This is a genomic window from Chryseobacterium candidae (genome assembly GCF_004916905.1).
Lineage (GTDB): Bacteria > Bacteroidota > Bacteroidia > Flavobacteriales > Weeksellaceae > Chryseobacterium > Chryseobacterium candidae.
The window spans coordinates 20,210-45,682 of sequence record NZ_SDLV01000003.1 but is presented as its reverse complement, the minus strand read 5'-3'; the positions used below and the strand labels follow the sequence as shown (position 1 = coordinate 45,682).

The 25,473-nt window shown below is 35.9% G+C and carries 23 protein-coding genes; 14 read left to right on the top strand and 9 right to left on the bottom strand.

The window, feature by feature from the left end:
• Nucleotides 1-9: 9 nt before the first annotated feature.
• The 3 genes from EK417_RS00910 to EK417_RS00900 are packed head-to-tail and all read left to right on the top strand — an operon-like array spanning nt 10 to nt 4,351.
• Nucleotides 10-1,539: an NAD(P)-binding protein gene (locus EK417_RS00910; protein ID WP_228457865.1), complete on the top strand. Its 1,530-nt coding sequence runs from the start codon at nt 10-12 to the stop codon at nt 1,537-1,539.
• Nucleotides 1,540-1,543: 4 nt separating this feature from the next.
• The gene (locus tag EK417_RS00905; RefSeq protein ID WP_136521080.1) at nt 1,544-2,569 is read left to right on the top strand and encodes a hypothetical protein; all 1,026 of its coding nucleotides are present in this window, start codon (nt 1,544-1,546) and stop codon (nt 2,567-2,569) included.
• 27 nt (nt 2,570-2,596) lie between these two features.
• A complete protein-coding gene (locus EK417_RS00900) occupies nt 2,597-4,351 on the top strand; it encodes a discoidin domain-containing protein (RefSeq protein WP_110366410.1) in 1,755 nt (584 codons plus the stop codon).
• Nucleotides 4,352-4,401: 50 nt separating this feature from the next.
• Here EK417_RS00900 and EK417_RS00895 read toward each other — a convergent pair whose 3' ends face one another.
• The 6 genes from EK417_RS00895 to recJ form a co-directional block, all read right to left on the bottom strand.
• Entirely contained in the window at nt 4,402-5,262 is an 861-nt protein-coding gene (locus tag EK417_RS00895) for an alpha/beta hydrolase (RefSeq protein WP_110366409.1), read from the bottom strand.
• A gap of 80 nt (nt 5,263-5,342) precedes the next feature.
• Entirely contained in the window at nt 5,343-7,601 is a 2,259-nt protein-coding gene (locus EK417_RS00890) for a TonB-dependent receptor domain-containing protein (protein WP_136521079.1), read from the bottom strand.
• A gap of 44 nt (nt 7,602-7,645) precedes the next feature.
• Complete coding sequence (locus tag EK417_RS00885) at nt 7,646-9,907, bottom strand: outer membrane beta-barrel family protein (RefSeq protein ID WP_136521078.1); 2,262 nt, start codon at nt 9,905-9,907, stop codon at nt 7,646-7,648.
• Nucleotides 9,908-10,395: 488 nt separating this feature from the next.
• A complete protein-coding gene (locus EK417_RS00880; protein ID WP_076596969.1) occupies nt 10,396-10,734 on the bottom strand; it encodes a DUF3817 domain-containing protein in 339 nt (112 codons plus the stop codon).
• Nucleotides 10,735-10,817: 83 nt separating this feature from the next.
• A complete protein-coding gene (nadD, locus tag EK417_RS00875; RefSeq protein ID WP_076596968.1) occupies nt 10,818-11,402 on the bottom strand; it encodes a nicotinate (nicotinamide) nucleotide adenylyltransferase in 585 nt (194 codons plus the stop codon).
• A 120-nt stretch (nt 11,403-11,522) separates the two neighbouring features.
• Nucleotides 11,523-13,235, bottom strand: coding sequence for a single-stranded-DNA-specific exonuclease RecJ (gene recJ, locus EK417_RS00870; RefSeq protein ID WP_076596967.1), 1,713 nt, complete (start codon nt 13,233-13,235; stop codon nt 11,523-11,525).
• A 114-nt stretch (nt 13,236-13,349) separates the two neighbouring features.
• Between recJ and EK417_RS00865 the strand changes: the two genes are divergently transcribed.
• Together EK417_RS00865 and EK417_RS21500 are read left to right on the top strand one after the other, a co-directional pair.
• The gene (locus EK417_RS00865; protein WP_228457864.1) at nt 13,350-13,607 is read left to right on the top strand and encodes a hypothetical protein; all 258 of its coding nucleotides are present in this window, start codon (nt 13,350-13,352) and stop codon (nt 13,605-13,607) included.
• Nucleotides 13,608-13,724, top strand: a complete 117-nt coding sequence (locus EK417_RS21500) for a M48 family metalloprotease (protein WP_317043158.1) — start codon at nt 13,608-13,610, stop codon at nt 13,722-13,724.
• A 117-nt stretch (nt 13,725-13,841) separates the two neighbouring features.
• On the opposite strand, the gene EK417_RS00860 is transcribed toward EK417_RS21500, so the two are convergent.
• Nucleotides 13,842-15,464 (bottom strand): ABC-F family ATP-binding cassette domain-containing protein, encoded by a 1,623-nt coding sequence (locus tag EK417_RS00860; RefSeq protein WP_076596965.1) that lies wholly within the window; start codon nt 15,462-15,464, stop codon nt 13,842-13,844.
• A 121-nt stretch (nt 15,465-15,585) separates the two neighbouring features.
• On the opposite strand from EK417_RS00860, the gene smpB reads away from it, so the two are divergent.
• The 5 genes from smpB to EK417_RS00835 all read left to right on the top strand — a co-directional run bounded on the left by smpB (nt 15,586) and on the right by EK417_RS00835 (nt 20,326).
• Nucleotides 15,586-16,044 (top strand): SsrA-binding protein SmpB, encoded by a 459-nt coding sequence (gene smpB / locus EK417_RS00855; protein ID WP_076597029.1) that lies wholly within the window; start codon nt 15,586-15,588, stop codon nt 16,042-16,044.
• 77 nt (nt 16,045-16,121) lie between these two features.
• A complete protein-coding gene (locus tag EK417_RS00850) occupies nt 16,122-17,636 on the top strand; it encodes an OmpA family protein (protein ID WP_136521077.1) in 1,515 nt (504 codons plus the stop codon).
• 95 nt (nt 17,637-17,731) lie between these two features.
• A complete protein-coding gene (locus tag EK417_RS00845) occupies nt 17,732-18,472 on the top strand; it encodes a YebC/PmpR family DNA-binding transcriptional regulator (protein WP_076596963.1) in 741 nt (246 codons plus the stop codon).
• Between the two features lie 57 nt (nt 18,473-18,529).
• Nucleotides 18,530-19,354: a UDP-2,3-diacylglucosamine diphosphatase gene (locus EK417_RS00840; RefSeq protein WP_110366403.1), complete on the top strand. Its 825-nt coding sequence runs from the start codon at nt 18,530-18,532 to the stop codon at nt 19,352-19,354.
• Nucleotides 19,355-20,326 carry a glycosyltransferase family protein gene (locus EK417_RS00835; protein WP_136521076.1) on the top strand — a complete coding sequence of 324 codons (972 nt, stop codon included), beginning with the start codon at nt 19,355-19,357 and terminating at the stop codon, nt 20,324-20,326.
• Here the strand turns inward: EK417_RS00835 and EK417_RS00830 are convergent.
• Nucleotides 20,315-20,605, bottom strand: coding sequence for a GNAT family N-acetyltransferase (locus tag EK417_RS00830; RefSeq protein ID WP_062673684.1), 291 nt, complete (start codon nt 20,603-20,605; stop codon nt 20,315-20,317). The two genes, EK417_RS00835 and EK417_RS00830, sit on opposite strands and share 12 nt — an antisense overlap.
• Before the next feature lie 173 nt (nt 20,606-20,778).
• Nucleotides 20,779-21,528: an RDD family protein gene (locus EK417_RS00825; RefSeq protein ID WP_076596960.1), complete on the bottom strand. Its 750-nt coding sequence runs from the start codon at nt 21,526-21,528 to the stop codon at nt 20,779-20,781.
• Nucleotides 21,529-21,556: 28 nt separating this feature from the next.
• On the opposite strand from EK417_RS00825, the gene EK417_RS00820 reads away from it, so the two are divergent.
• Genes EK417_RS00820 through EK417_RS00805 form a run of 4 tightly spaced genes read left to right on the top strand, consistent with a single transcriptional unit; the run spans nt 21,557 to nt 25,439 of the window.
• Nucleotides 21,557-22,540 (top strand): stage II sporulation protein M, encoded by a 984-nt coding sequence (locus EK417_RS00820; protein ID WP_136521075.1) that lies wholly within the window; start codon nt 21,557-21,559, stop codon nt 22,538-22,540.
• Nucleotides 22,527-23,486: a DUF4013 domain-containing protein gene (locus tag EK417_RS00815; RefSeq protein ID WP_228457863.1), complete on the top strand. Its 960-nt coding sequence runs from the start codon at nt 22,527-22,529 to the stop codon at nt 23,484-23,486. Before EK417_RS00820 ends, EK417_RS00815 begins: the two co-directional genes overlap by 14 nt.
• On the top strand, nt 23,479-24,270 hold the full coding sequence (locus tag EK417_RS00810; protein WP_136521074.1) for a DUF4129 domain-containing protein: 792 nt from the start codon (nt 23,479-23,481) through the stop codon (nt 24,268-24,270). Before EK417_RS00815 ends, EK417_RS00810 begins: the two co-directional genes overlap by 8 nt.
• Nucleotides 24,271-24,281: 11 nt before the next feature.
• Complete coding sequence (locus EK417_RS00805) at nt 24,282-25,439, top strand: DUF4350 family protein (RefSeq protein ID WP_136521073.1); 1,158 nt, start codon at nt 24,282-24,284, stop codon at nt 25,437-25,439.
• Nucleotides 25,440-25,473 lie beyond the last annotated feature (34 nt).

The following is a 25,473-nucleotide window of genomic DNA, read 5'->3' as shown; positions in this document are numbered from 1 at the left end:
GGTAGCCTTATGCTTCCCTTTTTGCAGTATTGTGGAAAGAAAGTGAAATCATTGCTGCTGAAGATTACCGGAACTAATCATGTTCTCGGTCATAAACTGTGGGCCAAAGATTTTCCACAGTTTTCAGAAGTTATCCACACCCGATATCTTGTTGTGGGGGGTGGAATTTCCGGACTTTCGGCATGCAGATTCTTCAGTCAGAATAATGAACAGGATTATCTGCTCCTTGAAATGGAAAACCATCTGGGAGGAAATTCTTCCAATGGACAGAATTCCTTTTCAAAATTCCCTTTGGGAGCACACTATCTGCCATTACCCAATAAAGAAAATACAGAAATCATCGAATTTCTAAAAGAATGTGGAATCTGTTTAGGAACTGAAGATAATGGAGAGCCGGTTCTTGATGAATATCAAATGACTTTTCCACAGCAGGAAAGACTTTTCTATAAAAACTCCTGGCAGAGCGATATTGTTCCCCAAAGGGGTATTTCAAGAGAAACTCAGAAGGAGCTTAACCGCTTTTTTAAGCTGATGGATGAATTGCGTGTAAAGAAAGACCCACAGGGGAAATACTGGTTTGCCATTCCCGTTCATGATTCAAGCCGTGAAGATGAGGTTTTAAAACTAGAGAAAATCATTTTCAAAGACTGGCTCAAAGAAAATAACTATCATTCCGAAGAACTTCTTTGGTTACTGGATTACTCCTGCAGAGACGATTTCGGGTTAGGAATTGATTACGTTTCAGCATGGGCAGGAATTCATTATTTTGCAGGCAGAAAAAATAACTGGAGCACGAAATATAAAGATCAGGTATTCACATGGCCGGAAGGAAATGCCCGATTGGCAAAGCATCTTTCAAAATATACAGAAGGAAAATATAGGTCTGAAAATCTGGTTTTTGATGTGAAAATCAATGATAAAGTTGAGGTCTTAAGTTTTGATAATGCCCAGAAGAAAACAAAGAAAATCATGGCGGATAAAGTACTTTTTGCAACCCCTCAATTTGTGAATGAAAGAATTTTTAATCTTCAGAAAGCATCATCATTTGACTACGTGCCCTGGCTTTTAACAACCATTACGTTAAAGAATGAATTTGGTGGAGATGAAGAACTGGCCTGGGATAATGTAATCTATGGTACTTCCGGATTGGGTTATATCTTTGACCAGCACCAGAATCTGAACCAGATCTTAGGCGAAAAAGTAATTACCCATTATAAAAGTTTTTCAACAGCAGATTGTAGAAAAGCAAGAAAAAAGCTCTACGCTATGAAAGATGCTGAACTGAAAGATTTAGTTCTAAATGATCTGAAGAAAGCGCATCCTCTGATAGAAGATTTCATTTTGGAAATGCAGTTTCATAAAATAGGACATGCCATGATTGCACCTGTTCCCAATCAGATTTTTGGAGAAGAAACTCGAACAGCGAAAGAACCTTTGGAAGGAAAAATTTTCTTTGCCCATTCTGATCTTTCGGGAATATCTATTTTTGAAGAAGCCTTTTATCAGGGAATCCGGACTGCAGGACAAATGATACAATAATACAATGAAACAGCCGTGGATACATAATGCAAAAACAGACTGGTGGTTTATTTTATCACCACCTTTTCTGGTGCTGCTGATTATTTTTCTTTTTCAGAAACAGATTCAGGGGCTGGAAAATCATTATTCCTTTTATACATGGCTGTTCCTGATCGTTTTTGTAGATGTGGCTCATGTATATTCCACACTGTTCAAAACTTACTTTGTAAAAGGAGAGGTACAGAGAAATAAGCTGTTGTATCTGGGAATTCCTGTTCTGAGCTGGATATTGGGAATGATCCTGTTCCAGTTTGGAAGTCTGACGTTCTGGTCGGTTTTGGCTTTGATTGCTGTTTTTCATTTTATACGCCAGCAATATGGATTTATGAGGATCTACGCCCGCTTTGAACCCAATAACTGGAGCAAAAAAATAGATGAGGTTGCTGTTTACACTGCTACTATTTATCCCATGCTGTATTGGTTTAAAACGCCCCGTGCCTTTACCTGGTTCGTCAACAATGAGTTTGACTGGCTTCAAAATCTTCCGGATTATCTTCCTCTGATTACCGCACTATATTTTACAATCCTGAGCATCTGGATTATTAAAACTGTTGTCGAAGCTTTTAAAACAAAAAATATTAATATTCCGAAAACAGCATTGATCACCGGAACTTTCCTTTCATGGTATTTTGGAATTATCTACTTTAACAACGATCTTCTTTTTACTTTTCTGAATGTAGTTTCTCATGGAATTCCTTACATCGCATTGATTTATATAAGAGAAATACAACAAAAAGAAAATCATCAGATGAATTGGATGCAGATTTTTAAATCTTTTTCAGGAATTCTTTTGTTCATAGGCGTTCTTTTAAGCTTTGCTTTCTTGGAAGAATTTTTATGGGAAACTCTGGTATGGAACGAACACTTTTCCCTGAATATAATTGTTTCAGAAAAATGGTTTCAATTTCTGGTTCCGCTGTTGGTTGTTCCGCAGCTCACTCATTATCTGCTGGATGGCTTTATTTGGAGAAAACCCAAAAAAGTTACCTAAATTTGTCTCAATCTTTAAAATCTAAAAATGAGACAATATTTTCTGGCATTGGCAATTTTTCTCGGAATGATTGTGGGTGCCCAGCAGAAGACTTTCTGCAATCCTATCAACATAGATTATGGCTATACGCCTTTCGAAGTCTTTTCAAAACAAGGGAAACACCGTGCTACGGCAGATCCGGTAATTGTTAATTTTAAGAATAAACTGTTTCTTTTTTCTACCAATCAGGAAGGATACTGGTACAGTGATGATATGCTGGACTGGAAATTTGTGAAAAGAAAATTTTTAAGAGATAATAAATATATTCATGATCTGAATGCTCCGGCGGTATGGGCCATGAGAGATACGCTGTATGTCTATGGTTCTACATGGGAGCAGGATTTTCCGATCTGGAAAAGTACAAACCCAACCAAAGACGACTGGAAAATTGCAGTGGATACTTTAAAAGTAGGAGCGTGGGATCCGGCATTTCACTACGATGAAGATAAAAATAAACTGTATCTGTACTGGGGATCAAGTAATGAATGGCCATTGCTGGGCACAGAAGTGAAAGTGAAAAATCTTCAGTCTGAAGGTTTCGTTAAACCTATTATCAAATTAAAACCGGAAGACCATGGATGGGAACGTTTCGGGGAATACAATGACAACGTTTTTCTTCAGCCTTTTGTAGAAGGAGCGTGGATGACAAAGCATAACGGGAAATATTATATGCAGTATGGTGCTCCGGCAACAGAGTTCAGCGGATATTCTGACGGGGTATATGTAAGCAAAAGCCCTTTGGAAGGCTTCGAATATCAGCAGCATAATCCGTTCTCTTATAAACCGGGCGGTTTTGCCAGAGGAGCAGGCCACGGAGCGACATTTGAAGACAATTATAAAAACTGGTGGCATGTTTCCACAATTTTTATTTCTACCAAAAATAATTTTGAAAGAAGGTTGGGAATCTGGCCGGCTGGGTTTGATAAAGATGACGTGATGTATTGTAATACAGCTTATGGAGATTATCCTACTTATCTTCCACAGTATGCACAGGGAAAAGATTTTACAAAAGGTCTTTTTGCAGGATGGATGCTGCTGAATTATAATAAACCTGTTCAGGTTTCATCTACTTTGGGAGGTTATCAACCCAACTATGCAGTAGATGAAGATATCAAAACGTATTGGAGTGCTAAAACCGGAAATTCCGGAGAATGGTTTCAAACGGATTTAGGGGAAGTTTCCACCATCAATGCCATTCAGATCAATTATGCGGATCAGGATGCTGAGTTCATGGGGAAAACCTTGGGGAAAATGCATCAGTACAAGATCTACGGTTCCAATGATGGCAAGAAATGGAATGTAATTGTGGATAAAAGCAAAAATACAAAGGACGTTCCTCATGATTATGTAGAGCTTGAACAGCCTGCAAAAGCCCGTTTCCTGAAAATGGAAAACCTGAAAATGCCAACAGGAAAATTCGCATTAAGCGGTTTCAGAGTGTTTGGAAAAGGAGCCGGGAAAAAACCTGCTAAAGTGGAAGGTTTTGTGCCTTTAAGAGCGGACCCGAAAAAATACGGCGAAAGGAGAAGCATCTGGATGAAATGGCAGCAGAACCCTGAAGCGGATGGCTATGTAATCTATTTCGGAAAGACTCCCGATAAATTGTATGGAAGCATTATGGTCTACGGAAAGAATGAATATTTCTTTACAGGAGCAGACAGAACAGATGCCTACTATTTCCAGATTGAAGCCTTCAATGCCAACGGTGTTTCTGAAAGGACTGCCGTTGCAAAGTCAGAATAAAATTCAATTTTAAAATAAAAAAATAACACGTTTTGAAAAATCAGAACGTGTTATTTTTTATCTGCTTTTTTGAGAAATGTTTCTATTTTATCAATAAGAAATTGAGCATTTGGGTGTTTATCCCAGTCCAGATGCCCGCCATTAAATTGATAAGACTCATGGAGAATATGGTTTTTATTTAAAGTTGAATCTAAGATTTTTTCTTGAGTAGAAGGAATCACACGATCCGAATTTCCATAATAAGATAGAGTAGGAGGGGAGCTTTCTCTGATCCATTTTACAGGACTTGCAAAATCTATTAGGGATGTTCCCGTTTTCTGTACACGGGGATCTACAAGTCTTTTTTCTACAAAAGAATATTCCTGATAATTTTTGAAACCTGGATCGGAAAGATCAGCAGGGCCAACAATATTAACAACTGCTTTTATCCTTTTATCTGTGTCAAACTTATAAGCATATAGCATGGATAAATGCCCTCCGGCGCTGTTTCCTAATAATATGAACTTAGGATTGTACCTGAGTTTTTTTTCTAAGAAAGCAGAAACCTCTTTAATATCATTCATTTGATTAGGCAGTCCATAATTTGTTTCTGAAACCAGTCTGTAGTTCATATTAACAAAAATATGATCAGGAAACTTCTGCATTAGAGAAAGGGTGAAGAAGGTGAGCTGTGATTTATTTCCACTGCGCCAGCCTCCACCATGAATCATGATAAAGACATCTTTTTCTTTGGTTGTTTTGATTTGTGGAATATAAAGATCCATAACCTGTTCAGTATTATTTCCATAATGAATATTTTCCTCTTTATCAAAGCTGATATCTTTTCCCAATTCTATCTTTTTTTCTTTACAGCCTGTCCATAGAAAAAGGAGGCTGAGGGAGATCAAAATAATTTTTATATTTTTTTTCATAATGATTAAATATAAAAAATCCGCTGAAAAGAATCAGCGGATACTGTAAGAATAATTAAATATGAAGAAAGATAAATTCTCTATCTTGTTCTGCTTTTGATGGCATCTGACGCCCCTTCAATGTCTCTTACCTTTTTCACTTTCTGGTTTCCGAAATTGTAGGTAAGGCTTACCGTTAAACTTCTGTTGTAGCGGTTTTGATGGATGTAATTGTAATTTCCGTTCTCCTGGAAATCTTCAATTTTAACAATGTTGGTGTTCAGTACATCATTTACGTTCACTGCAAAAGTCCAGTCGTTCCACATTTTCTTAAGACTAAGGTCTAAACTCATTAAGTTTTTCAAAGAACCAAGCTCAATCTGCTGCTTGTCTACAAAGAAGTAATTAACTCCGAAGAACCATGTTTTCTTTTTATCAAGACGAACGGTGTTGTTGGTTTGAATCAGAAGACTGGTAGAATTGGTTTTATTGGTGTACGTAATAAATTTTCCATGAGTACCTTTTTCATCTTTAAATCGGTCTCCTGTAGTAGGATCAGTATCAAGGCTTCCATTGTTAATATTATGCTGTACACCGATATTGAAATTGGTTGTCCAGTATTGCTTGAAAAATGACTTTTGAATACCTACCATTGCGGACATTTCCTGTTTATTCCCAAAATTGGTTCTGATATATCTTAAAGCCGGGTTTTCGCCTTCCTTTCCAGCCGGTGATACCGGATATCCCTGAAGGGGTACCTGCGTAATCACATCCTGAATGTAAGAGTGGTTTAAAATCAGGAAATATGAATTTTTGAACATATAAGTAAGCTCCTGATTATAGGTAGAAGATGCCTTTACAAACGGGTCATTCTGAGTATAATTATCATCTGTAAGAATGTTCCTTACCGGATTAAGTTCCCAGAAACTAGGTCTTCTCATTCTGCTAGAGAAGGAATAGGAGATATTGTTTTTATCATTAATTGTATAATTCAGGCTTAGATAGGGAAGAAGGTTTTTATAATTTCTTTCAATTCTTCTAAGAGCTTCTGTGGGAGCGTTATCAGAAGTTCCAAGACTGTTGGTGATCTCATATCGGGCACCTATTTTTCCGGAAAGTTTGTCGGAAATCTTTTTCTCAAGGGTAAGATACATTCCGTAGATGTTTTCATCATAGATAAAATGGTTGGGTCTTGAATCCGGTGCTTTTACAGGATTAAAAGAATAAGTTATGTTTTTAGAATCATTATCTGTCTTAGTCTTATTATAATTTCCGCCTATAGATACAGTCAGATCATTTTTAAACTTTTGATTATAATCCACCATTCCGGAGAAATTATTAATAATCTGAGGAAGATCCTGGAATACCTGTGTTTTTATTTTTCCTACTTCTCTGTTGATATCCGAAGCAAAAGTCTGGTTATCTGTGGACTGGAATCTTCTGTAGTTGAGGTAGGCTGCATTTACATTCAGTTTACTTCCCAGTGAATCTGTTTTTAATTCATAATTTAAATTCACAGAATTGTTATAAGATCTTGAATCTTCCCGGTTTTTAGACCACGTATATTCCGTATTTGTTTTTTTTATGGTATTAAATAAATCTACCGTTGAATTATAACTTTTATTGGCCCATGTATTCCATGATAATGCGAGATTGCTTTTATCATTCACTTGATAATCAATATTCAGATAACCACCGATGTTTTTATTCGGATCGTCAACATCTCCTACGGATTCATTAGAAGTTTTGGCAGTACCATTTCTTAACGTATACGTTTGTGCCTCTATATTTTCACCACCACTAAGGCTGGCGCTTATTCCCAGTTTGTTTTTTCTGTAGTTGGCTGAGAAACTCGCCTGGCTTCCGTTATATTTATTGGTAGTATTAGACATTCTCATGTTTCCGTTGAGACCATCACTCATTTTTTTCTTTAAAACGATATTGATGATTCCATCAGATGATTCCACCTGATATTCGCTTCCTGGAACGGTAATGACTTCAATTTTCTGGATATTTTCAGCAGGAGTATTTTTCAGGAACTGAGCCAGAGATTCGGAATCCATATTGCTTTTTCTTCCGTTGATATAGATCAGCGCATTATTTTTTCCAGCAATTTTCAATGTTTTATCATCTGTGGAAGATAATAACGGCGTCTGCTTTAGCAGATCAAAAGTAGTATTTCCTTTCGCTATGGGAGAAGCTGCCACATCATATACAAAACGATCGCTTTGTTTTTTGAAAACCTGTTTTGTAATGGTAACTCCTTCTATATTTTTTGTTTTTGCCGTGTCGGATTTTTTCTCCTGAGCGAGTGCGCAAGTACCGAATATGATGGCCATTGACAAAATTATACGTTTCATGTTTGTTTTATTTAAGAGTGGATAGTGATATAAGTTTTTATAGATTAGGTTCTTGATTTTACAGCATCATTAGCTGATTTCATTTCCCTTGCTTTTTTAAGTTTCTGATTTCCGAAATTGTAAGTAACCCCGATGCTGATTAACCTTGGATAATTGAAGTTGGTGATATTGTTAAATTTTCCATTAGGCTGTACTCCTTTAATGCTGTAAAAACTTTGATTAAACAGGTCGCTTACTTCCGCTACAATCGTCCAGTCTCCTGCAATTTTTTTCAGGCTGAGATCAAAGCTTTGTCTTGCCCCAATCATCCCTCCTTCCATGGCAGTCTGGCTGGCAAAGAAGTAATTCACTCCCAGAAACCAGTCTTTTTTAGAAGACAGTCTGATGACATTATTGAGGGTTGCAGACATATTATAGTTTTTAACATCAATGATATAAGGATCTACAACTTCAGTTTCTCCCGGAACCGGCATGGAAGTAGGATCTTCAAATACTCCGCCTTTGTAGGTAACATAGCCTAAATTGACAGAATAGTTGGTTGTCCATATATCTTTGAACCAGGATTTGTTCATTCCAAGAGTAAGAGCAATCTCCCTGTTCTTACCGTAATTAGTTCTGATATATCTTAAGAATCTTGTAGTTTCCATAATTGGATTTCCTTTGATATCCTTGATGATTTTCCCCTTAGCATCCTTTTTTGGAGCTGTTACCGTTCCCTGTAATGGAATCAGGTCTGAAGCTGCTGCATCTTCCACCATATTAAAACTAAGATTGGCATAGAATGCATTCTTGTACATATAATTTAACTCCTGATTATAATATTTGGAAGCCAGTATAAATGGATTGTTCTGCGTATAATTGGTAGGAGTGAAGTACGTTCTCGAAGGATTCAGCTCCCAGAATCTGGGTCTTCTGATTCTGCTGGAAAAAGTATAGCTCAAATTATGGTCTGAACTGATGGCGTAATTTAAATTCAGATAAGGCAGAAGGTTGTTGTAATTTCTTTCAAATCCTGTTTTATCCACAATATCACCTGTACTTCTGGTCATTTCGTAACGGGCTCCTATTTTTCCGGATATCTTCTCAGTCAGTTTTCTTTCATAGTTCAGATAAATTCCCAATATATTTTCTTTATAAATGAAGTGATTGGTTTGGTTGGGATCAATGATAAATTCTCCTTTTGTCAATTTATCCTGTTTGGTATCGTTATCTGTATTGGTGTGGTTGTAACTGATTCCCATTAACCACGTTGCGCCTTTAGCCGTCTTTTTCAGATAATCGATATTGGCAGCATAGTTGTTGATGATCTGTGGAACAGCCTGATGCAATGCAGAATATTTGTTAATCGTATCATTTGTTAGAGGAAAACTTTCATTGAAACTTACTTTATCCCTGTTGAACCACAGGTAAGAAACGTTTGACGTAAGCTTACTTCCAAGTGAATCCGTTTTCATCTCATAATTCAAATTAAAAGAATGATTTCTGGTTTGTGCATCCTCGTTATTGACTGTTCTGTTATTTAATACTTCGTTTTGCCAGTTGGTAATATCCAGTACAGAATTGAAACTTTTATTGTATCTCATGTTGTAGGAGAATCCAAGACTGTGTTTTTTATTGATCTCGTAATCAACATTGAAACCTCCTCCAAAATTTTTATTAGGATCATCATTAAATCCAAATGATTCATTTTTGAAAGTAGAATCTCCATTGGAAAGTGTATATCTTTGTCTGTCCGTCCAGCTTCCCATTCTGAAATTGGAATTACCAGACCATTTACCTTGTCTGAAATTAAAAGAAGCTCCTGCATTAGGGTTATTGTAATACGCCTGCTCATTCTGCATTTTCAACGTTCCGTTGTAACCGTTATTCTTGCTTTTTTTCATTACAATATTGATGACACCTTCTTTGGATTCAACCTGGAATTCACTTCCCGGAACTGTAATCACTTCAATTTTCTGGATGTCCTCAGATGGAGTAGACTTCAGCATTTCAATCAACGCTTCAGAATCCATGTTGGTTTTCTTATTGTTGATGTAGATGATTGCATCATTTTTTCCCAAAATCTTCAGCGTTTTTCCGTCAATACTGGAAATCATCGGTGTTTGTTTCAAAAGATTAAAAGTGTTTGTTCCTTTAGCAATTGATGAAGAAGCTACATCATACACCAAACGGTCACCTTGTTTTTTGAAAACCTGCTTCTTGAGAGTCACTGCATCTATAGCATTTACTTTCAAACTGTCTTTTTTCTGCTGGGCAGTGATAAGTCCACCGAAAAATAGTGCTGCAATAAGAATTTGAGTCTTCATGATTATTCTTTTTTAATTAATAGCTTGTATGGTTTGTTATTTAACATTACAAAGATATGTAATAAATTTAGTATTATGCAATACAAAGTACTTAAAAATATTTTTGAATTATTGTAATCATTTGATTATCAGTTAATAAAAATTCACGTTGAAATATTGATTGCTTGACCTTTCTGTGTAATAAGACAAATGAAAGATGTTAAATGTTACATTTGTTAAAAAAATAATGAAGATTTTTTTTAAAAATATAAACTGTAATAGAACGTATTCCCTTAGTTCAGGAATTATGCTTCACACAAAAACACATGCGAAACGGGATTGTAATAACCGTAAAAATAAAAAAGAGGCTGTCTCAAAAGTCAAACAATCTGGCTTTTGTCATTCTGACGAAGGAATAATCTCCTTGATAACCAAATATATGAGATTCTTCACTACATTTCAGTTCGTTCAGAATGACACTTTTGAGACAGCCACTTGCTTTATATTATTTATTCTCTGTCGAATCTGGCGAGCTTTTTGTCTACCCAAACCGTTGCAAAGGGGAAGAATGCAGACAATAAGGCAAAGACAAAATCTTCATCATCCCAATTATAAATTTTTCTGGCAGGAAGGCAGAGTAAAAGGTAAAGCGTAAAAAATAATCCGTGCAAACTGCCAATAACACTGATGAAGATAATAGAATATAAATTTTCATCATATCGGATCCAGATCATCGCAATACCATACAATAAAAGACAGGAAACGGCTTCAGCAAGACAAATCTGTTTAAACCATTTGATGATTTTTTCCTGAGAATATTTTGAGAAAAATTTTTCGATGAAATCCATTTCTTAAAGTATGATGTGAGAGTTAAAAGTAAGAGTCTTTCTCTGGCTTTTTAAGTTTTGCCTCTCATTTCTGAACTGCAAAATTACTTATAAAAACTACTACCATCCAAATATTCAAAAACTTCTGGCGGCAGCATAGGTCTTACATTTTTACCATTCTTAACCATGTTCCGGATTTCAGTGGCCGAAAGCTCTATTACCGGAGCCTTGATCAGGGATATATTTTCGTGCTGTAAATAATCCGAATCTTTTTTCTCACCTTCAAATACTCTAGGATAAACAATAATATGATGATTTTTGATCAGGATATCAGAATTTTTCCATTTATGAAGACTCTTCAGATTATCTTCTCCCATAATCAGGCTGAAAGAATAATCAGGATATTTCTCGTGAAGATAAGTGAGTGTATCAATGGTATAGCTTGGTTTCGGAAGAGAAAACTCTACATTGGAAGCCCTCATATTGGGATAATTCTTTACTGCCAGCTGTACCATATCAAGTCTGTTATGGTCATTCAGTAAAGATTTTTTGTCCTTAAACGGATTTTGCGGGCTCACCACAAACCAAAGCTCATCCATATCAGAGTTTTCCAGGATATAATTAGCCAGAATAAGATGTCCGATATGAATTGGATTAAATGATCCGAAAAATAAACCGATTTTTTTCATTTTTTGTTAGCTAACAGGTAGCGGAGAGCAGGTAGCAGTAGTTTAGAATATCAATCTTTTGAACAGAACTTTATATTGTTCAGGCTTTTATTATCTGCAACCTAAATCCCGTAACCTTACTTACTCTCTAAATTTTACGTCCTTGATATTAAGATAGTGAGTGACATTGCCTTTCCAGTGGTTTTCTTCCAGGGTAAAAGCCAGGTCGAAATTTTTATTCTTAAAATCATCAACAAACTGCCCCAATTTAAACCCTACACATTCAATATTTCGTCCCGTAGATTCCTGTTTGATATAAAATTTCAGATGATTATTATCTTTTCCCATCGTTTTTACATATCCCGACAATTTCTGATTCGTTAATGTGAAAATAGGCTTCATATTATGAGGTCCAAATGGAGCCAGTTTTCTGTGGAAATTGATAAACTCTCTGTTGATTTCATCCACTTTAATCTCTGTATCAATCGTAATAGATGGCTCTTTCTGGTGATCCTTGATTTTTTCAGAAACTATTTTTTCAAATTTCTCTTTGAAAGCCTCAAACTTATCCTTTTCCATTGAAAGTCCCGCTGCAGCGTGATGACCTCCGAATTTAAGGAAATATTCAGAACACAGATCAAGAGCTTCATGTACATCAAAATCAGAAACGGATCTTGCAGAAGCTACCATCTCACCATTATTACCATCGGTAAATACCAGTGTAGGTTTATAGTACGTTTCAATAAGTCTTGAGGCAACAATCCCGATTACTCCTTTATTCCATTCGGGATGATAAACAATAGTAGTATGCTTGGTTTCCTGTTGGGATTCTATAATCTGATTCAGGGCGGAAAGGGTGGAATTCATATCCAGCTCACGCCTTTCATCGTTGAGGTTCATAATATCATTCACAATCTGATTCGCATGCTTCAGGTTGTCAGACACCATAAGCTCCACCGCTGCTTTACCATGGGAAATTCTTCCGGCAGCATTAATTTTTGGAGCGATTTCAAAAACGATATTGGAAATTTCAAAATGAGAAAGCTTATCCTCAGGAATCAATAATCTTAAACCAAGATTTCTGGTTTTTCTGAGGGTTTTTAATCCCATTTTAGCCAGAACCCTGTTTTCTCCTGTCATGGAAACAATATCGGCAGCAATGGAGATTGCCAGAAGATCTGTCAGTTCAAATAATTCTGCTTCCGGTAATTTATAAATGGTATTAAGTCCCTGGCAGAGCTTAAAACCAACACCACATCCTGAAAGTTCTTTGAAAGGATACCGGCAGTCACTTCTTTTAGGATCAAGCACAGCCGCAGCGTTAGGAATTTCATCACCGGGAAGGTGGTGATCACAGATAATAAAATCTATCCCAAGATTGCTGGCATAGTTGATCATATCAAGTGCCTTGATTCCACAGTCCAGAGCGATAATTAATGAAAAGCCATTTTCTTTGGCAAAATCAATTCCTTCAGTAGAAATTCCATACCCTTCAGAATTCCTGTCCGGGATATAATAGTCCAGATATTTTTTCTCAACAATCTTGCTGAGGTAAAGATACATCAGGGCAACCGCTGTGGTTCCGTCCACGTCATAGTCACCATATACCAATATTTTTTCACCATTTTCAATGGCGGTGGCTATACGCTCTACAGCTTTTTGCATATCTGCCATTAAAAACGGGTTGTGGATATCGTTGAGGTTTGGTTTGAAGAATTCTCTGGCCTTTTGATAATTGTCAATTCCCCTTAGAACGAGGATTTTAGATTCAAAAGTACCAAAACCAAGTGACGAACTTAGTCTGTCCACAACTTCCTCATCGGGTTCAGGCTTGTAAATCCATTTTTGACTCATTTCACAAAAATAAGGAAAAAAAATAGCATTCTATGAAGAACTGAAACGAAGTTTTGACATTATCACTGTTAAAATAGGGCTGCCTTCGTGTTTCAAATTTTAAATGACTATGAAATGAATTACTCTATGCCTTCTTTACTGGAGGCTGCATATTCGATCAATACAAAGAAAATTAACCTTGGAAAAGCAGCAGTAATGGTTTCAAATGATGTAGAAAATTTACATTTACCAACGAAGATGGCAATTAAATTATCCAAAGAATCATTAGACTGGATGGGTAAAAATAATTCTGTAGCAGGAACTAAAGATCGATACGATGTAAGACTGAACAAACTGTTGGAAAATACCAGTTTCAGGATGACCCAAATTTGAATTATAAAGTTAAGAAATAAAGATATCAATACGTTATCTGCATTAATGAATATGGTCATTAATAATGAATTGCTTGCTGTAATCAGTCATGAAATCTGGCACATAAAGATCCGGTAACAGTTACTCTGCCTACTGCAAAATTGACGAAATAATTATTTTATTTATTTGTTTACACGAAAATACCTCAAAACATTGTTTTGAGGTATTTTTATATAAATTTTAATGTTGCTCAGATTAAGAATACATTTTCTCTCTTAATTCTTTTACCTTTTTATCAGCAAGGTATTCGTCATAAGTCATTTCTCTATCGATGATTCCGGTAGGAGTCAGTTCAATAATTCTGTTACAGACTGTTGAAAGCATTTCGTGGTCATGGGATGCCAGTAAAAGATTTCCTTTGAAGTTAGATAAAGAGTTGTTCAAAGTAGTGATACTCTCAAGGTCTAAGTGGTTGGTAGGTTCATCTAATAAAAGAACATTTGCTTTTTGAAGCATCATTCTACTGAACATACATCTCATTTTTTCACCTCCTGAAAGTACTTTACAGGATTTCAGCGCTTCATCCCCTGAGAATAGCATTCTTCCCAAGAATCCTCTTACGAATTCTTCGTGACGTTCTTCGTCGTTCTTTGTAAACTGTCTCAACCAGTCAACCAAACTCATGTCTTCCTGGAAGAAATTGGTGTTATCCAATGGCATGTGAGACTGGTTGGTCGTTACTCCCCATGCAACCGTACCTTTGTCCGCTTCAACATTTCCGGCAAGAATTTCGAAGAATTCTGTAATGGCTAAAGAGTTTTTGGAAAGTACAGCTACTTTATCTCCTTTTTTAAGATTTAAATCAATATTAGAGAATAATAATTCTCCGTCTTTTGTTTTTTCAAGACCTTTTACATCTAAAATCTGATCTCCAGCTTCTCTCTCCATCTCGAAAATAATAGCAGGATATCTTCTGGAAGAAGGCTTAATATCGTCAATATTTAATTTGTCGATCATTTTCTTTCTTGCAGTTGCCTGTTTTGCCTTAGCAACGTTAGAGCTGAATCTTGCAATGAAGTCCTGAAGTTCTTTTTTCTTCTCTTCTGCTTTCTTATTGGCCTGAGCTCTTTGTCTTGTTGCCAATTGAGAAGCCTGATACCAGAAAGAGTAGTTCCCTGTATATAGGTTAAGCTTAGAATAATCCAGGTCACCGATGTGTGTACAAACCGTGTCAAGGAAGTGACGGTCGTGAGATACAACGATTACAGTGTTTTCATAATCAGCAAGGAAGTCTTCAAGCCATGAGATGGTGTCAATATCAAGGTCGTTGGTAGGCTCATCCAGAATCAATACATCAGGATTTCCGAAAAGTGCCTGAGCCAAAAGAACTTTTACTTTGTCTTTGTTCTCAAGTTCACTCATTAACTGCCAGTGCATATCATCTGTGATTCCTACGTTAGAAAGCATGGTCTGAGCATCAGATTCTGCAGTCCATCCACCCATTTCGTCATAAATTACACCTAGTTCCCCGGCTTTAATACCGTCTTCGTCAGAGAAATCTTCTTTTGCGTATAACGCATCCATTTCCTCTTTTATCTCAAATAATTTCTTATTACCTCTTAAAACAGCTTCAAGAACAGTAAACTGATCGTAAGCAAAGTGATCCTGTTCCAAAACTGACATTCTTTTCCCCGGTTCCAGAGATACATTTCCTGTTGTAGGATCCTGCTTTCCTGTTAGTATTTTCAGGAATGTAGACTTTCCCGCACCGTTTGCTCCGATGATTCCGTAGCAGTTTCCTTTGGTAAACATAATATTTACCTCGTCAAAAAGAACTCTTTTCCCGAATTGTAAAGATAAGTTAGATACTGTTAACATATAGTTTTGTAAATTTGGCGCAAAAATACGAAAAGAATTTGGGTATTTTGTAATAATATAGTAGTCAAGTTTTTAAATGTATGGTATTTTTTATATATTCCATTAACGAAATTTTAAAATGATGAAGATTGAGAAAACAGTTAGCATATTAAATAAAAGAGCCCGTTTTGAATATGAAATTCTTGAAGAGTATGAAGCCGGAATGGTTTTGACGGGTACAGAAATAAAATCTTTGCGTTCTTCCAAAGCATCTATCACAGAATCCTTCTGTCAGTTTATTGATGGGGAATTGTACATCATCAACATGATGATTGATGAATACAAATTGGGAACTTTTTACAATCATAAAACAAAAAGGGAACGGAAATTGCTCTTGCACAAAAAAGAATTACAAAAACTTGAAAAAAAGTTAAAGGATGCCGGGAATACCATAGTACCTTTAAAATTATACATCACTGACCGAGGTAAAGCAAAGGTGCTGATAGCGCTTGGTAGAGGGAAAAAACTTTTCGATAAAAGAGAGGCGATAAAAGATAGAGAAAATAAACGTAACCTCGACAGAATATTAAAGAAAAGTTAAAAATCATTTGAAAAACTTTGTGTATAAAGAAAAATTATATTTATTTTGCATTATCAATTATTTAATCATTTAATTCTATGAAAAATCTAAAATTAGGAATTTCAGCATTGGCGCTTACTGTTGCCTCTACTGTTTTCGCACAGACTACCAACAATCCGTGGTTAATCGGAGTTGGTGCTCATGCTGAAAACCACGTAGCAGCAAGAAGTAACTTCAGTAATACGTTCTCTGCTAACAATTTGACAAAAAGTATGTTCAATGTGAACAACTTTTCTATTACACCTCCACTATCTAAGCTAACTGTTGCTAGAAATATTGGTAAAGGTTTAGTAATTGACTGGCAAACTTCTGTTGGAAATGTTGAAAACAAAAGATTCAACATGGGGAAAGAATTTTTCCTAATGACAGGTCTTGGTTTCCAGGCTCACGCTGCAGGTCTTTTATGGAACGAAGAATCTTGGTTTGATCCATATTTAAGAGTTGGTGCTAACTACTTAAGACATGACTATACAGCTCTTACTTTCCCTAGAACATCTGTTGACGCTAACGGTAATCCAATCGAAGCAGTTGTTAATGGTAAGGATGGTAATGAAAACGGTAAAGCTAACCACTTTACTGTGGCTACAGGTGCTGGTGCTAACTTCTGGGTAACTAAAAACTTCGGTCTTGGTATTCAGGGTGATTATGTATCAACTCCAGGTGACCACTCTACAGTGGCTAACTTCTGGCAGGCTTCTGCTTCTATCTTATTCAGATTCGGAAACAGAGACAGAGATAAGGATGGTATCCTAGATAAAGATGACCTTTGTCCAGATACTCCAGGTTTACCAGAATTCCAAGGATGTCCTGATACTGACGGTGACGGAGTTCCAGATAAAGACGATCAATGTCCAGAAGTGGCTGGTCCGGTTGAAAACAACGGATGCCCTTGGCCAGATACTGACGGTGACGGTGTAATCGATAAAGATGATGCTTGTCCTACTGTAGCAGGTCCAAAAGAAAACAACGGTTGTCCTTGGCCAGATACAGATAATGACGGTATCTTAGATAAAGATGATGCTTGTCCTACTGTTCCAGGTCTTCCAGAATACAACGGATGTCCTAAACCAAAAGATCCTACAGCTATCGTTGCTACTGAAGCATTGAAAGATATCTTATTTGATTTCAACAAAGCTACAATCAGACCTCAGTCTAACGAAAAATTAGACAGTGCTGCTAAGATCATCAAAGATGCTCCGGCTGAAAACTTTGTTGTAGTAGGTATGACAGATGCTAAAGGTGCTGCTGCTTACAACTTGAAACTTTCAAGAGAAAGAGCTGCTGCTGTAGTAAGTGCTTTAGAAGCTAGAGGAGTAAACCCTGCAACATTGAAATCTATCGGTATTGGTTCTCAGGAAGCTACTGTTCCTGCAACTGCATCTGATGCTGAAAGACAAAAAGACAGAAAAGTTATCGTAAGAGCTATCTCAGGTGCTGAGTGGGATACTTACAAGAAAAATGACTTAACTGTAGCTAAACCAGCTAAAAAAGCTGTTAAGAAAGGTGCTAAGAAAGCTCCGGCTAAGAAAGCTCCAGCTAAAAAGAAAAAATAATTAATTTTTCTAAATAATGAATACCTCCAATTTTATTGGAGGTATTTTTTTTTTGTTGACTTTTGAGTAATTTTGTTGGAAATTTAAAAATTAAAATGGGAAGAGCATTTGAATATAGAAAAGCTTCTAAAATGGCCAGATGGGATAAAATGGCCAAGACATTCTCTAAAATAGGAAAAGATATTGCACTGGCTGTAAAAGCAGGTGGAACAGATCCGGAATCCAATCCCGCGTTGAGAAGATGTATCCAGAACGCAAAAGGGGCTAATATGCCTAAGGATAATGTTGAAAGAGCCATTAAGAAAGCGAGTGGTGCAGATGCAGAAAACTATGAAGAAATCACTTATGAAGGTTATGGACAAGGTGGTGTTGCATTTTTTGTAGAATGTACTACAAACAATACAACAAGAACTGTAGCCAACGTAAGGGCTATCTTCAACAAGTTTGACGGTAACCTTGGTAAAAATGGTGAATTAGCATTTATTTTCGACAGAAAAGGAATTTTTACAATAGATTTGGCTCAGATCAAAATGGATTGGGATGATTTCGAAATGGAAATGATTGACGGAGGAGCAGAAGATGTAGAAAAAGATGAAGAAGAAGTAATGATTACCACAGCTTTTGAAGATTTTGGTTCTTTATCTCACAAATTGGATGCGTTGGGAATTGAAGCAAAAAGTGCAGAACTTCAAAGAATTCCAAATAATACAAAAGAAGTAAACGCAGAACAGTTCAAAGCGAATATGAAAATGCTTGAGCGTTTCGAAGAGGATGATGATGTGCAGAACGTTTATCACAATATGGAAATTACTGAAGAGCTGATGAACTCTTTATAAAAAATAATATAGCATTCATATACAGTTAATTTTCAATTAGTTTCTTTGTACAAAACTATGAAAAGAAACGTTGAATTAGTTGTTATATCGGATGTTCATTTGGGAACTTATGGATGTAAGGCTAAAGAACTGTTGAGATACCTCAATTCTATCCAGCCTAAAACTTTAGTTTTAAACGGTGATATTATTGATATCTGGCAATTTAAAAAGTCTTACTTCCCTAAACCTCATTTGAAAGTAATCAGAAAGATTCTTTCATTAGCTACCAAGAACACAGATGTCTATTATATTACAGGCAATCATGACGAAATGTTCCGTAAGTTCACAGATTTTGAACTGGGAAAACTTAAAGTCTGTAATAAAATCTGTCTGAATATCGATCAGAAAAAAACCTGGATTTTTCACGGGGATGTTTTCGATGCATCCGTCCAGCACTCAAAATGGATCGCCAAACTCGGCGGAAAAGGTTATGACCTTCTGATTATTATCAATAATGTTGTAAATTGGTTCTTAGAAAAAATGGGTAAAGAGAAATACTCATTTTCAAAGAAGATCAAAAACAATGTGAAAAAAGCGGTAAAATATATCGGAGATTTTGAATTGACGGCTTCTGAGCTGGCTATTGACAACCAATATGATTATGTGGTGTGCGGGCATATCCACCAGCCTCAGATTCGTGAGGTAGTTAATAAAAAAGGATCCTGTACTTATTTGAATTCCGGTGACTGGATAGAAAATCTTTCTGCTTTGGAGTATCATGATAAACAATGGAGTATTTTTTATTATGATGAGCATAAACATTTACTGAAAGATGATGAAGCAGAAGAAATCCAGGAGATGGATAATTCAGCTCTTTTAAAGATTGTAACCAACTTTTCCTAAATGAAGATTTTGTATGCATTCCAGGGTACTGGAAACGGGCATGTCGCCCGAGCACAGGAAATCATTCCTCTTCTCAAAAAACATGCATCTGTGGATACCCTGATCAGTGGTCATCAATCGCAATTGAAGGCTGATTTTGATATTAATTTTCAATACAAAGGTATTTCTCTTCTCTATAATAAGACAGGAGGCTTATCTTACCGAAAAACATTTACCGAAAATAAATTCTTTGAAGCAGCTAAAACAATCAGAGAGCTGGAACTGTCACAGTATGATTTAATTATTAATGATTATGAACCTCTGACAGGTTGGGCTTCCAAGCTGAAAAAGCTGCCAATGATAGAACTCAGCCACCAGGCTTCCATGAGTTTTCCTGAAACCCCCAAACCAAAGGAAAAAGATTTTCTGGGGGAAATTATTCTTAAATATTATGTTCCCAGCGAAAGAAAAATAGGATTCCATTTTGAAAATTATCATCCACAGATCAAAAAACCTGTAATCAGAAGAAAGATCAGAAATCTGAATCCTTATAAACAGGGATATTATCTTGTTTATCTTCCCAGTTTTGCAGATGAGAATATTATTAAGGTTTTAAGAAAAATTCCTGTGGAGTGGAAAGTATTTTCAAAATACAGCAAAGTACAGGTAAGGGTGAAAAACGTGGAAGTATTTCCTATTGATGAAACTCAGTATTTGAAATACTTTGAAGGCTGTGAAGGGGTTTTGTGCAACGCAGGTTTTGAAAGTCCGGCAGAAGCATTGTTTATGGATAAAAAACTTTTCGTAATTCCTATCCACAATCAATATGAACAGGAATGCAATGCATGTGCTCTTGACAAAATGGGAATACCCAATTCCAAGGTTTTAAGTCTTCAGGAAATTATGGAGTGGGTAGCTTCCGATCATCATCTAAAAGTAGATTATCCGGATGATATTGAAGATATCCTGCTCAACGAAGTTTTAATTCTTTAAAAATATATCGTCCACATCACTCATTCTCATCATCACAGATCTTGCATAGGAACAGTGCGGATATACTTTCCAATTGTTTTCTCTGGCAAATTTGATGGCTTCTTCCACTAAAAATTTTCCCATTCCTCTCCCTTCGAATTCAGGGTGTACTAATACAAAAGAAATAATGAATTTATGATCTTCAGGGAAAATTGTATAGGTAAGTCTCCCTACTTCTTTTGTTTCATTGTTTAAAGTAAGAACTCCGCCGTTTCCGGATTTATTGTTTTCAAATTTCATGATTCAGGACTTTAATGATAAATATACAAAAATTGCACCGAGCTTTGCGTAAGCAATAAGCAATAAGCAATAAGCAATAAGCAATAAGCAATAGAGAATAGGCTTTGCTGTTAATTTTTCAACATTTTTAAATTAACCGTTCACTTGCGAAGCAAAATTGACGATCAACTCTACTAATTGTCTTTTCCTGTATAATAGTTGTAATCTTTGATAATAACATTGATGAACTGTCTTTCCGTCATTTTAGTGGGATCTATTTCCAGTTTCAGAATGCTTTTGATTTTTTCAGACAGTTTACTGATGATCTGGCGGTCGTCTACTTTTAGAGCTTTGGTATAATTATCTTTGATGATTCTCATGTCGTTATCACTCAAAGCAATCACCTGAGGGAAAGAAGGAATATAATTTTCATGGATATTCTCCAGGATTGTATGAGAAATATTGATGTTGTTCTTTAGAGAAATAACAGCTGTTCCGGAAGCTATGTCACCCAAACGCTGATTATTTTTAGAAACAATCATAGAAATAAGTCCTACTACTCCGGCAAATGAAACATCTACAATTCTGAAGACCCACCGGATCATATAATCAGCGAAGCTTGCCTGGTAACCGTCAATCTTCACTACTTTGATTTTCATGAGCTTTTTACCAGGAGTCTGACCTTCCATCAAGCTTTCCATTACAAGGGGATAAATATAAACAGGAAAGGTAAGGACAAGATATACAGCCTGTATTGACCAGCTGTCAAGACCCTCTAAAAGATATCCCAAATCAAAAATATTGAAGAACAGATACAGGATAATTACCACGTAGGCAATCCTGATCAGAAGATCAATAATAAAGGCAAGCATCCTTTCTCCTACGCCTGCAATATTAAAGTTAATATTTACATTTTGTGAGGTATTTATCGCAATTTGAGACATATTTTTTATTATTTTAGCCTTAATAATTATGAGAGAAGTTTATTTCATTAAACAAAATAAAGAAAAATGGTTGGGAATCGAACAGGTTATTCAAGGGAAAATAAAAAAAAATCCTGATGACCTGTCTTCACTGTATATAAACCTGATCAACGATCTTTCTTTTGCCCAGACGTATTATCCTAAAAGTAACACTACTGTTTATTTAAATCATTTATCTGCCCGGATTTTTCAGAAAATCTATAAAACGAAAAGGGTAGAGGAGAACAGGCTGGTTTATTTTTTTAAAACAGAAGTTCCGTTGTTGATGTATCAGTACCGGAGATATCTGATGTATGCCTTTCTCTTTTTTATTTTATTTACCTCAATAGGAGTACTTTCTGCCATCTATGATAAAGATTTTGTCAATATTATTTTGGGTGAAGGGTATGTGAATGAAACTATTGAAAATATTAAAAATAACAATGCTGTAGGAGTGTATCAGAGTGGAAGCACTTGGGGAAGTACAATCGGGATTATCTTTAATAACATTCAGGTAGGGGCAAAATTATATATCTACGGCATTGCAGGAGGAGTGGGAACATTGTTTGCATTGCTCTCGAATAGTGTGATGCTGGGATCTTTTCAATACTTTTTCTATGATTACGGAGCATTAAAAGAGAGTGCAAGAGGAATATGGCTTCATGGAGTCTTTGAAATTTTTGCCATGGTAGTGGAAGCCATGTGCGGATTGATTCTGGGAGCTTCTATTTTGTTTCCGAGAACGTTTTCGAGATTTAATTCTTTTAAAAAAGGATTTAAAGATTCATTTAAAATATTTTTGAGTACGGTTCCTTTCACTATTTGTGCAGGGATTATAGAAGGTTATGTCACCAGACACGCATTGAAGATGCCTCTGCTTTTGAACCTGATCATTATTTTAGGCTCACTGGCAATCATAGGATTCTACTATTTTGTATATCCGTCAGTTGTCTATAAAAAAACTAATAAACACATTCATGATGCAATTTTATAAAAAAAGAGATTTTGGAACTTTCATCAGTGACAGTTTCAATTTTTTCAAATTATACGGGAAGAATTATTTTAAAAATTATATCCTGATCAATGGTTTGCTTTTGATTTTAATGGTAACTGTGGTGATTTTCGGGTATAAAGAGCTCTTTTCACAGATATTCGGATCCAATCTTGGAGGAGAAACCTATTATTTTGAACAGTATTTTGCAGAAAATTCCGGAATGCTGATTACAGTAGGATTACTGACTTTCCTGCTTTTTATGATTCTGATGATTGTCAATTATCTGTATCCAGTTTTTTACTTAAAAAGAATTGCACAGGGAGCAGAAAAAATAAAGACAGATGAAATTCTTGGCGACTTTAAAAACAATGCCGGTAGAATTGTAAAGCTGTGTCTGGGAATGATCTTTATTGTTACTCCGGCAATTTTATTCGTGGTAGGTTTTTCTTATATCCTGATTTTTATTATTATCGGGTTGTTTCTCATCCTGTTGCTTTATCCAACAATATTTAATTTTACTACCTTTCTGATGTATGATTATTTTAATTCGGACAGAGGCTTCTGGGGAAGTCTGAGTTATTCTTTGCGTTCTCAGTTTTCTTACCCGCATGGAAGTGAAAAATCTCCGTTCTGGAAATATTGGGGATCTGCCTTTGTAATGTTTATTATCATTTACATGGCAACATCTATATTCACATTTATCCCGATGATGTTTTTTTACGGATCGCTTCTTACCTCTACACCGGACGGAAATTTTGAACAGAATCCTTTTACCGGAACTGCCGGAATCATTTTTTTTGTATTCTACGGAGTTTCCATGTTGCTTTCATTTTTTCTATCTAATCTGATGTATGTGAATGCGGGATTAATGTATTATGACAGCAGAACAGATCTTCACCAGAAAGTAGAATTGGCAGAAATAGATACGATTGGAATCAATGAATAAAATTCTTTTTTTCATACTGTTTTTTTTCTCTCTTGGGCTTGTTCAGGCTCAGGATGATGCTCCGGTTTCTGATGATCTGGCAGATTCATTATATACAACCGGACATTACAGGAATATGCTTCGTGCAGATTCTGTACTGATGAAATATCCGGTATCGGAGAATGAGGTGTACCCCAAAACATTCAAAGAAAACATTCCGTCGAGATATAAAGGAAATGAATTTGATTACTCCGTTTCAAAACCGAGAGAATCTTTCTTTCAAAAACTGATGCGGAAGATTAATCAGATTATACAGGAAATCTTTGGAGATACAGCACTCAATAAGTCGGCGGAACTTACGACTGTTCTTATTCGTCTCTTTGCCATTATTCTTGTTGGGTTTCTGCTTTATTTCATCATCAGATATATCATGGGCAAAGACGGAAATTTTATTTTTGGTAAAAAGAATAAAAAATTGGAGCTTAATGTGCAGGAGCTTCATGAAAATATCCACGAAATTAATTTTCCTGAAAGTATCGCAAAATTTGAACTTGCAGGAGATTACCGTTCTGCAGTTCGTTACCAATTCCTGTTTATCTTAAAAAAGCTGAGTGACAAGAAACTGATTAATTGGAATCCTGAAAAAACAAATAAGGACTATGCCGCAGAGCTAAAAGCTCCTCATCTGAAAAATGACTTCTCTAATCTGTCTTATATTTTTGATTATGTCTGGTACGGAGAGTTCAATATTGAAGAAGAAAGCTACCAGAAATTTAAAAATCAGTATCAGGCATTTAAACCATAACAATAATAACCATGAATAAAACTTTCAAAACATATGCTGTAATTTTCGTCATTGTGATGATTGTTCTGGCATTGCTTGAAGTTAACAAAAAAGAAACAACAGACTGGCGGAAGAATTTTGATATCAATGAAAAGTCTCCCTTTGGATTGTTTGTTTTTAATAATGAAGCTAAAGATCTTTTTAAAAATAATCTGAAAAAAATTGAGCAGATCCCCTACGAATACTACAGCCAGCATAAAAAGTCCCCTCACAATATTGTAGTTATTGAAAATAATATTGACAGAGAGTCTTGGAATAAAATTCTGACTCAGGTATCTGAAGGCTCAGACGCATTTCTGATGGTGACCCGTATGCCTAAAGAAATTTCAGACAGCATTGGATATTATGATTCTGAAATCTCTTTTGAAGAAGAAAATGTATTGAAACTTACCGATAAAAAATTTCAGAATGATTTCATTAAGCTGGATAAATTCCCATCGGGTAGAGGGTTTTCATTCATTAAACCCAGAGTGGAAGTACTTGGAAAAACGGTAGAAAGAAAGAATACAGATCAGGCGAACTTTATCAAAGTAAAGTTTGGTAAGGGATACATCTATGCGCATGCGGAACCACTTTTTCTAACGAATTATTATCTTCTGAAACCCGGAAATGTGAAATACGCTCAGGACGTGTTTTCATATCTTCAGGATAGGGAAACCCTATGGTTTATCTCAAACAAAAGCTCTGAATCACGGTTTTTTATGAGATTTATATTGTCAAATCCGGCTTTAAAATATGCTTGGTGGATATTTTTAGGAGGCTTGATTCTTTTTATCTTCTTTAATGCAAAAAGAAAACAAAGAATAGTCCCTGTAACGGAACCATTGAGAAATACTTCCCTTGATTTTGTGAAAAGCATTGGAAATCTGTATCTTCAGGAAGGCGATTTTCATGATATGATGGCCAAGAAAGCTCAGTACTTTCTGAACAAAGTGAGAATGGATCTGTTGATAGATACCCAGCATTTAGATGAAGAATTTGCGAAAAAATTACATTTGAAAACCGGGAAAACCATGGAAATGATCAATGAAGCTATGGCACTTATCAAAAAAGCTCAGGACCCTTACGCCAGCGTAATGAAAGAAGATCTTACAAGGATCAATAAGCTCCTTGATGAAATACTTAAATAATATAACAATAGAATAACCTAACCATATAAAAGTT

Coding starts and splice junctions, on each gene's coding strand:
- EK417_RS00910 (WP_228457865.1), top strand. CDS start 10: ATGCTTCCCTTTTTGCAGTATTGTGGAAAGAAAGTGAAATCATTGCTG.
- EK417_RS00905 (WP_136521080.1), top strand. CDS start 1,544: ATGAAACAGCCGTGGATACATAATGCAAAAACAGACTGGTGGTTTATT.
- EK417_RS00900 (WP_110366410.1), top strand. CDS start 2,597: ATGAGACAATATTTTCTGGCATTGGCAATTTTTCTCGGAATGATTGTG.
- EK417_RS00895 (WP_110366409.1), bottom strand. CDS start 5,262: ATGAAAAAAAATATAAAAATTATTTTGATCTCCCTCAGCCTCCTTTTT.
- EK417_RS00890 (WP_136521079.1), bottom strand. CDS start 7,601: ATGAAACGTATAATTTTGTCAATGGCCATCATATTCGGTACTTGCGCA.
- EK417_RS00885 (WP_136521078.1), bottom strand. CDS start 9,907: ATGAAGACTCAAATTCTTATTGCAGCACTATTTTTCGGTGGACTTATC.
- EK417_RS00880 (WP_076596969.1), bottom strand. CDS start 10,734: ATGGATTTCATCGAAAAATTTTTCTCAAAATATTCTCAGGAAAAAATC.
- nadD (WP_076596968.1), bottom strand. CDS start 11,402: ATGAAAAAAATCGGTTTATTTTTCGGATCATTTAATCCAATTCATATC.
- recJ (WP_076596967.1), bottom strand. CDS start 13,235: ATGAGTCAAAAATGGATTTACAAGCCTGAACCCGATGAGGAAGTTGTG.
- EK417_RS00865 (WP_228457864.1), top strand. CDS start 13,350: ATGAATTACTCTATGCCTTCTTTACTGGAGGCTGCATATTCGATCAAT.
- EK417_RS00860 (WP_076596965.1), bottom strand. CDS start 15,464: ATGTTAACAGTATCTAACTTATCTTTACAATTCGGGAAAAGAGTTCTT.
- smpB (WP_076597029.1), top strand. CDS start 15,586: ATGAAGATTGAGAAAACAGTTAGCATATTAAATAAAAGAGCCCGTTTT.
- EK417_RS00850 (WP_136521077.1), top strand. CDS start 16,122: ATGAAAAATCTAAAATTAGGAATTTCAGCATTGGCGCTTACTGTTGCC.
- EK417_RS00845 (WP_076596963.1), top strand. CDS start 17,732: ATGGGAAGAGCATTTGAATATAGAAAAGCTTCTAAAATGGCCAGATGG.
- EK417_RS00840 (WP_110366403.1), top strand. CDS start 18,530: ATGAAAAGAAACGTTGAATTAGTTGTTATATCGGATGTTCATTTGGGA.
- EK417_RS00835 (WP_136521076.1), top strand. CDS start 19,355: ATGAAGATTTTGTATGCATTCCAGGGTACTGGAAACGGGCATGTCGCC.
- EK417_RS00830 (WP_062673684.1), bottom strand. CDS start 20,605: ATGAAATTTGAAAACAATAAATCCGGAAACGGCGGAGTTCTTACTTTA.
- EK417_RS00825 (WP_076596960.1), bottom strand. CDS start 21,528: ATGTCTCAAATTGCGATAAATACCTCACAAAATGTAAATATTAACTTT.
- EK417_RS00820 (WP_136521075.1), top strand. CDS start 21,557: ATGAGAGAAGTTTATTTCATTAAACAAAATAAAGAAAAATGGTTGGGA.
- EK417_RS00815 (WP_228457863.1), top strand. CDS start 22,527: ATGCAATTTTATAAAAAAAGAGATTTTGGAACTTTCATCAGTGACAGT.
- EK417_RS00810 (WP_136521074.1), top strand. CDS start 23,479: ATGAATAAAATTCTTTTTTTCATACTGTTTTTTTTCTCTCTTGGGCTT.
- EK417_RS00805 (WP_136521073.1), top strand. CDS start 24,282: ATGAATAAAACTTTCAAAACATATGCTGTAATTTTCGTCATTGTGATG.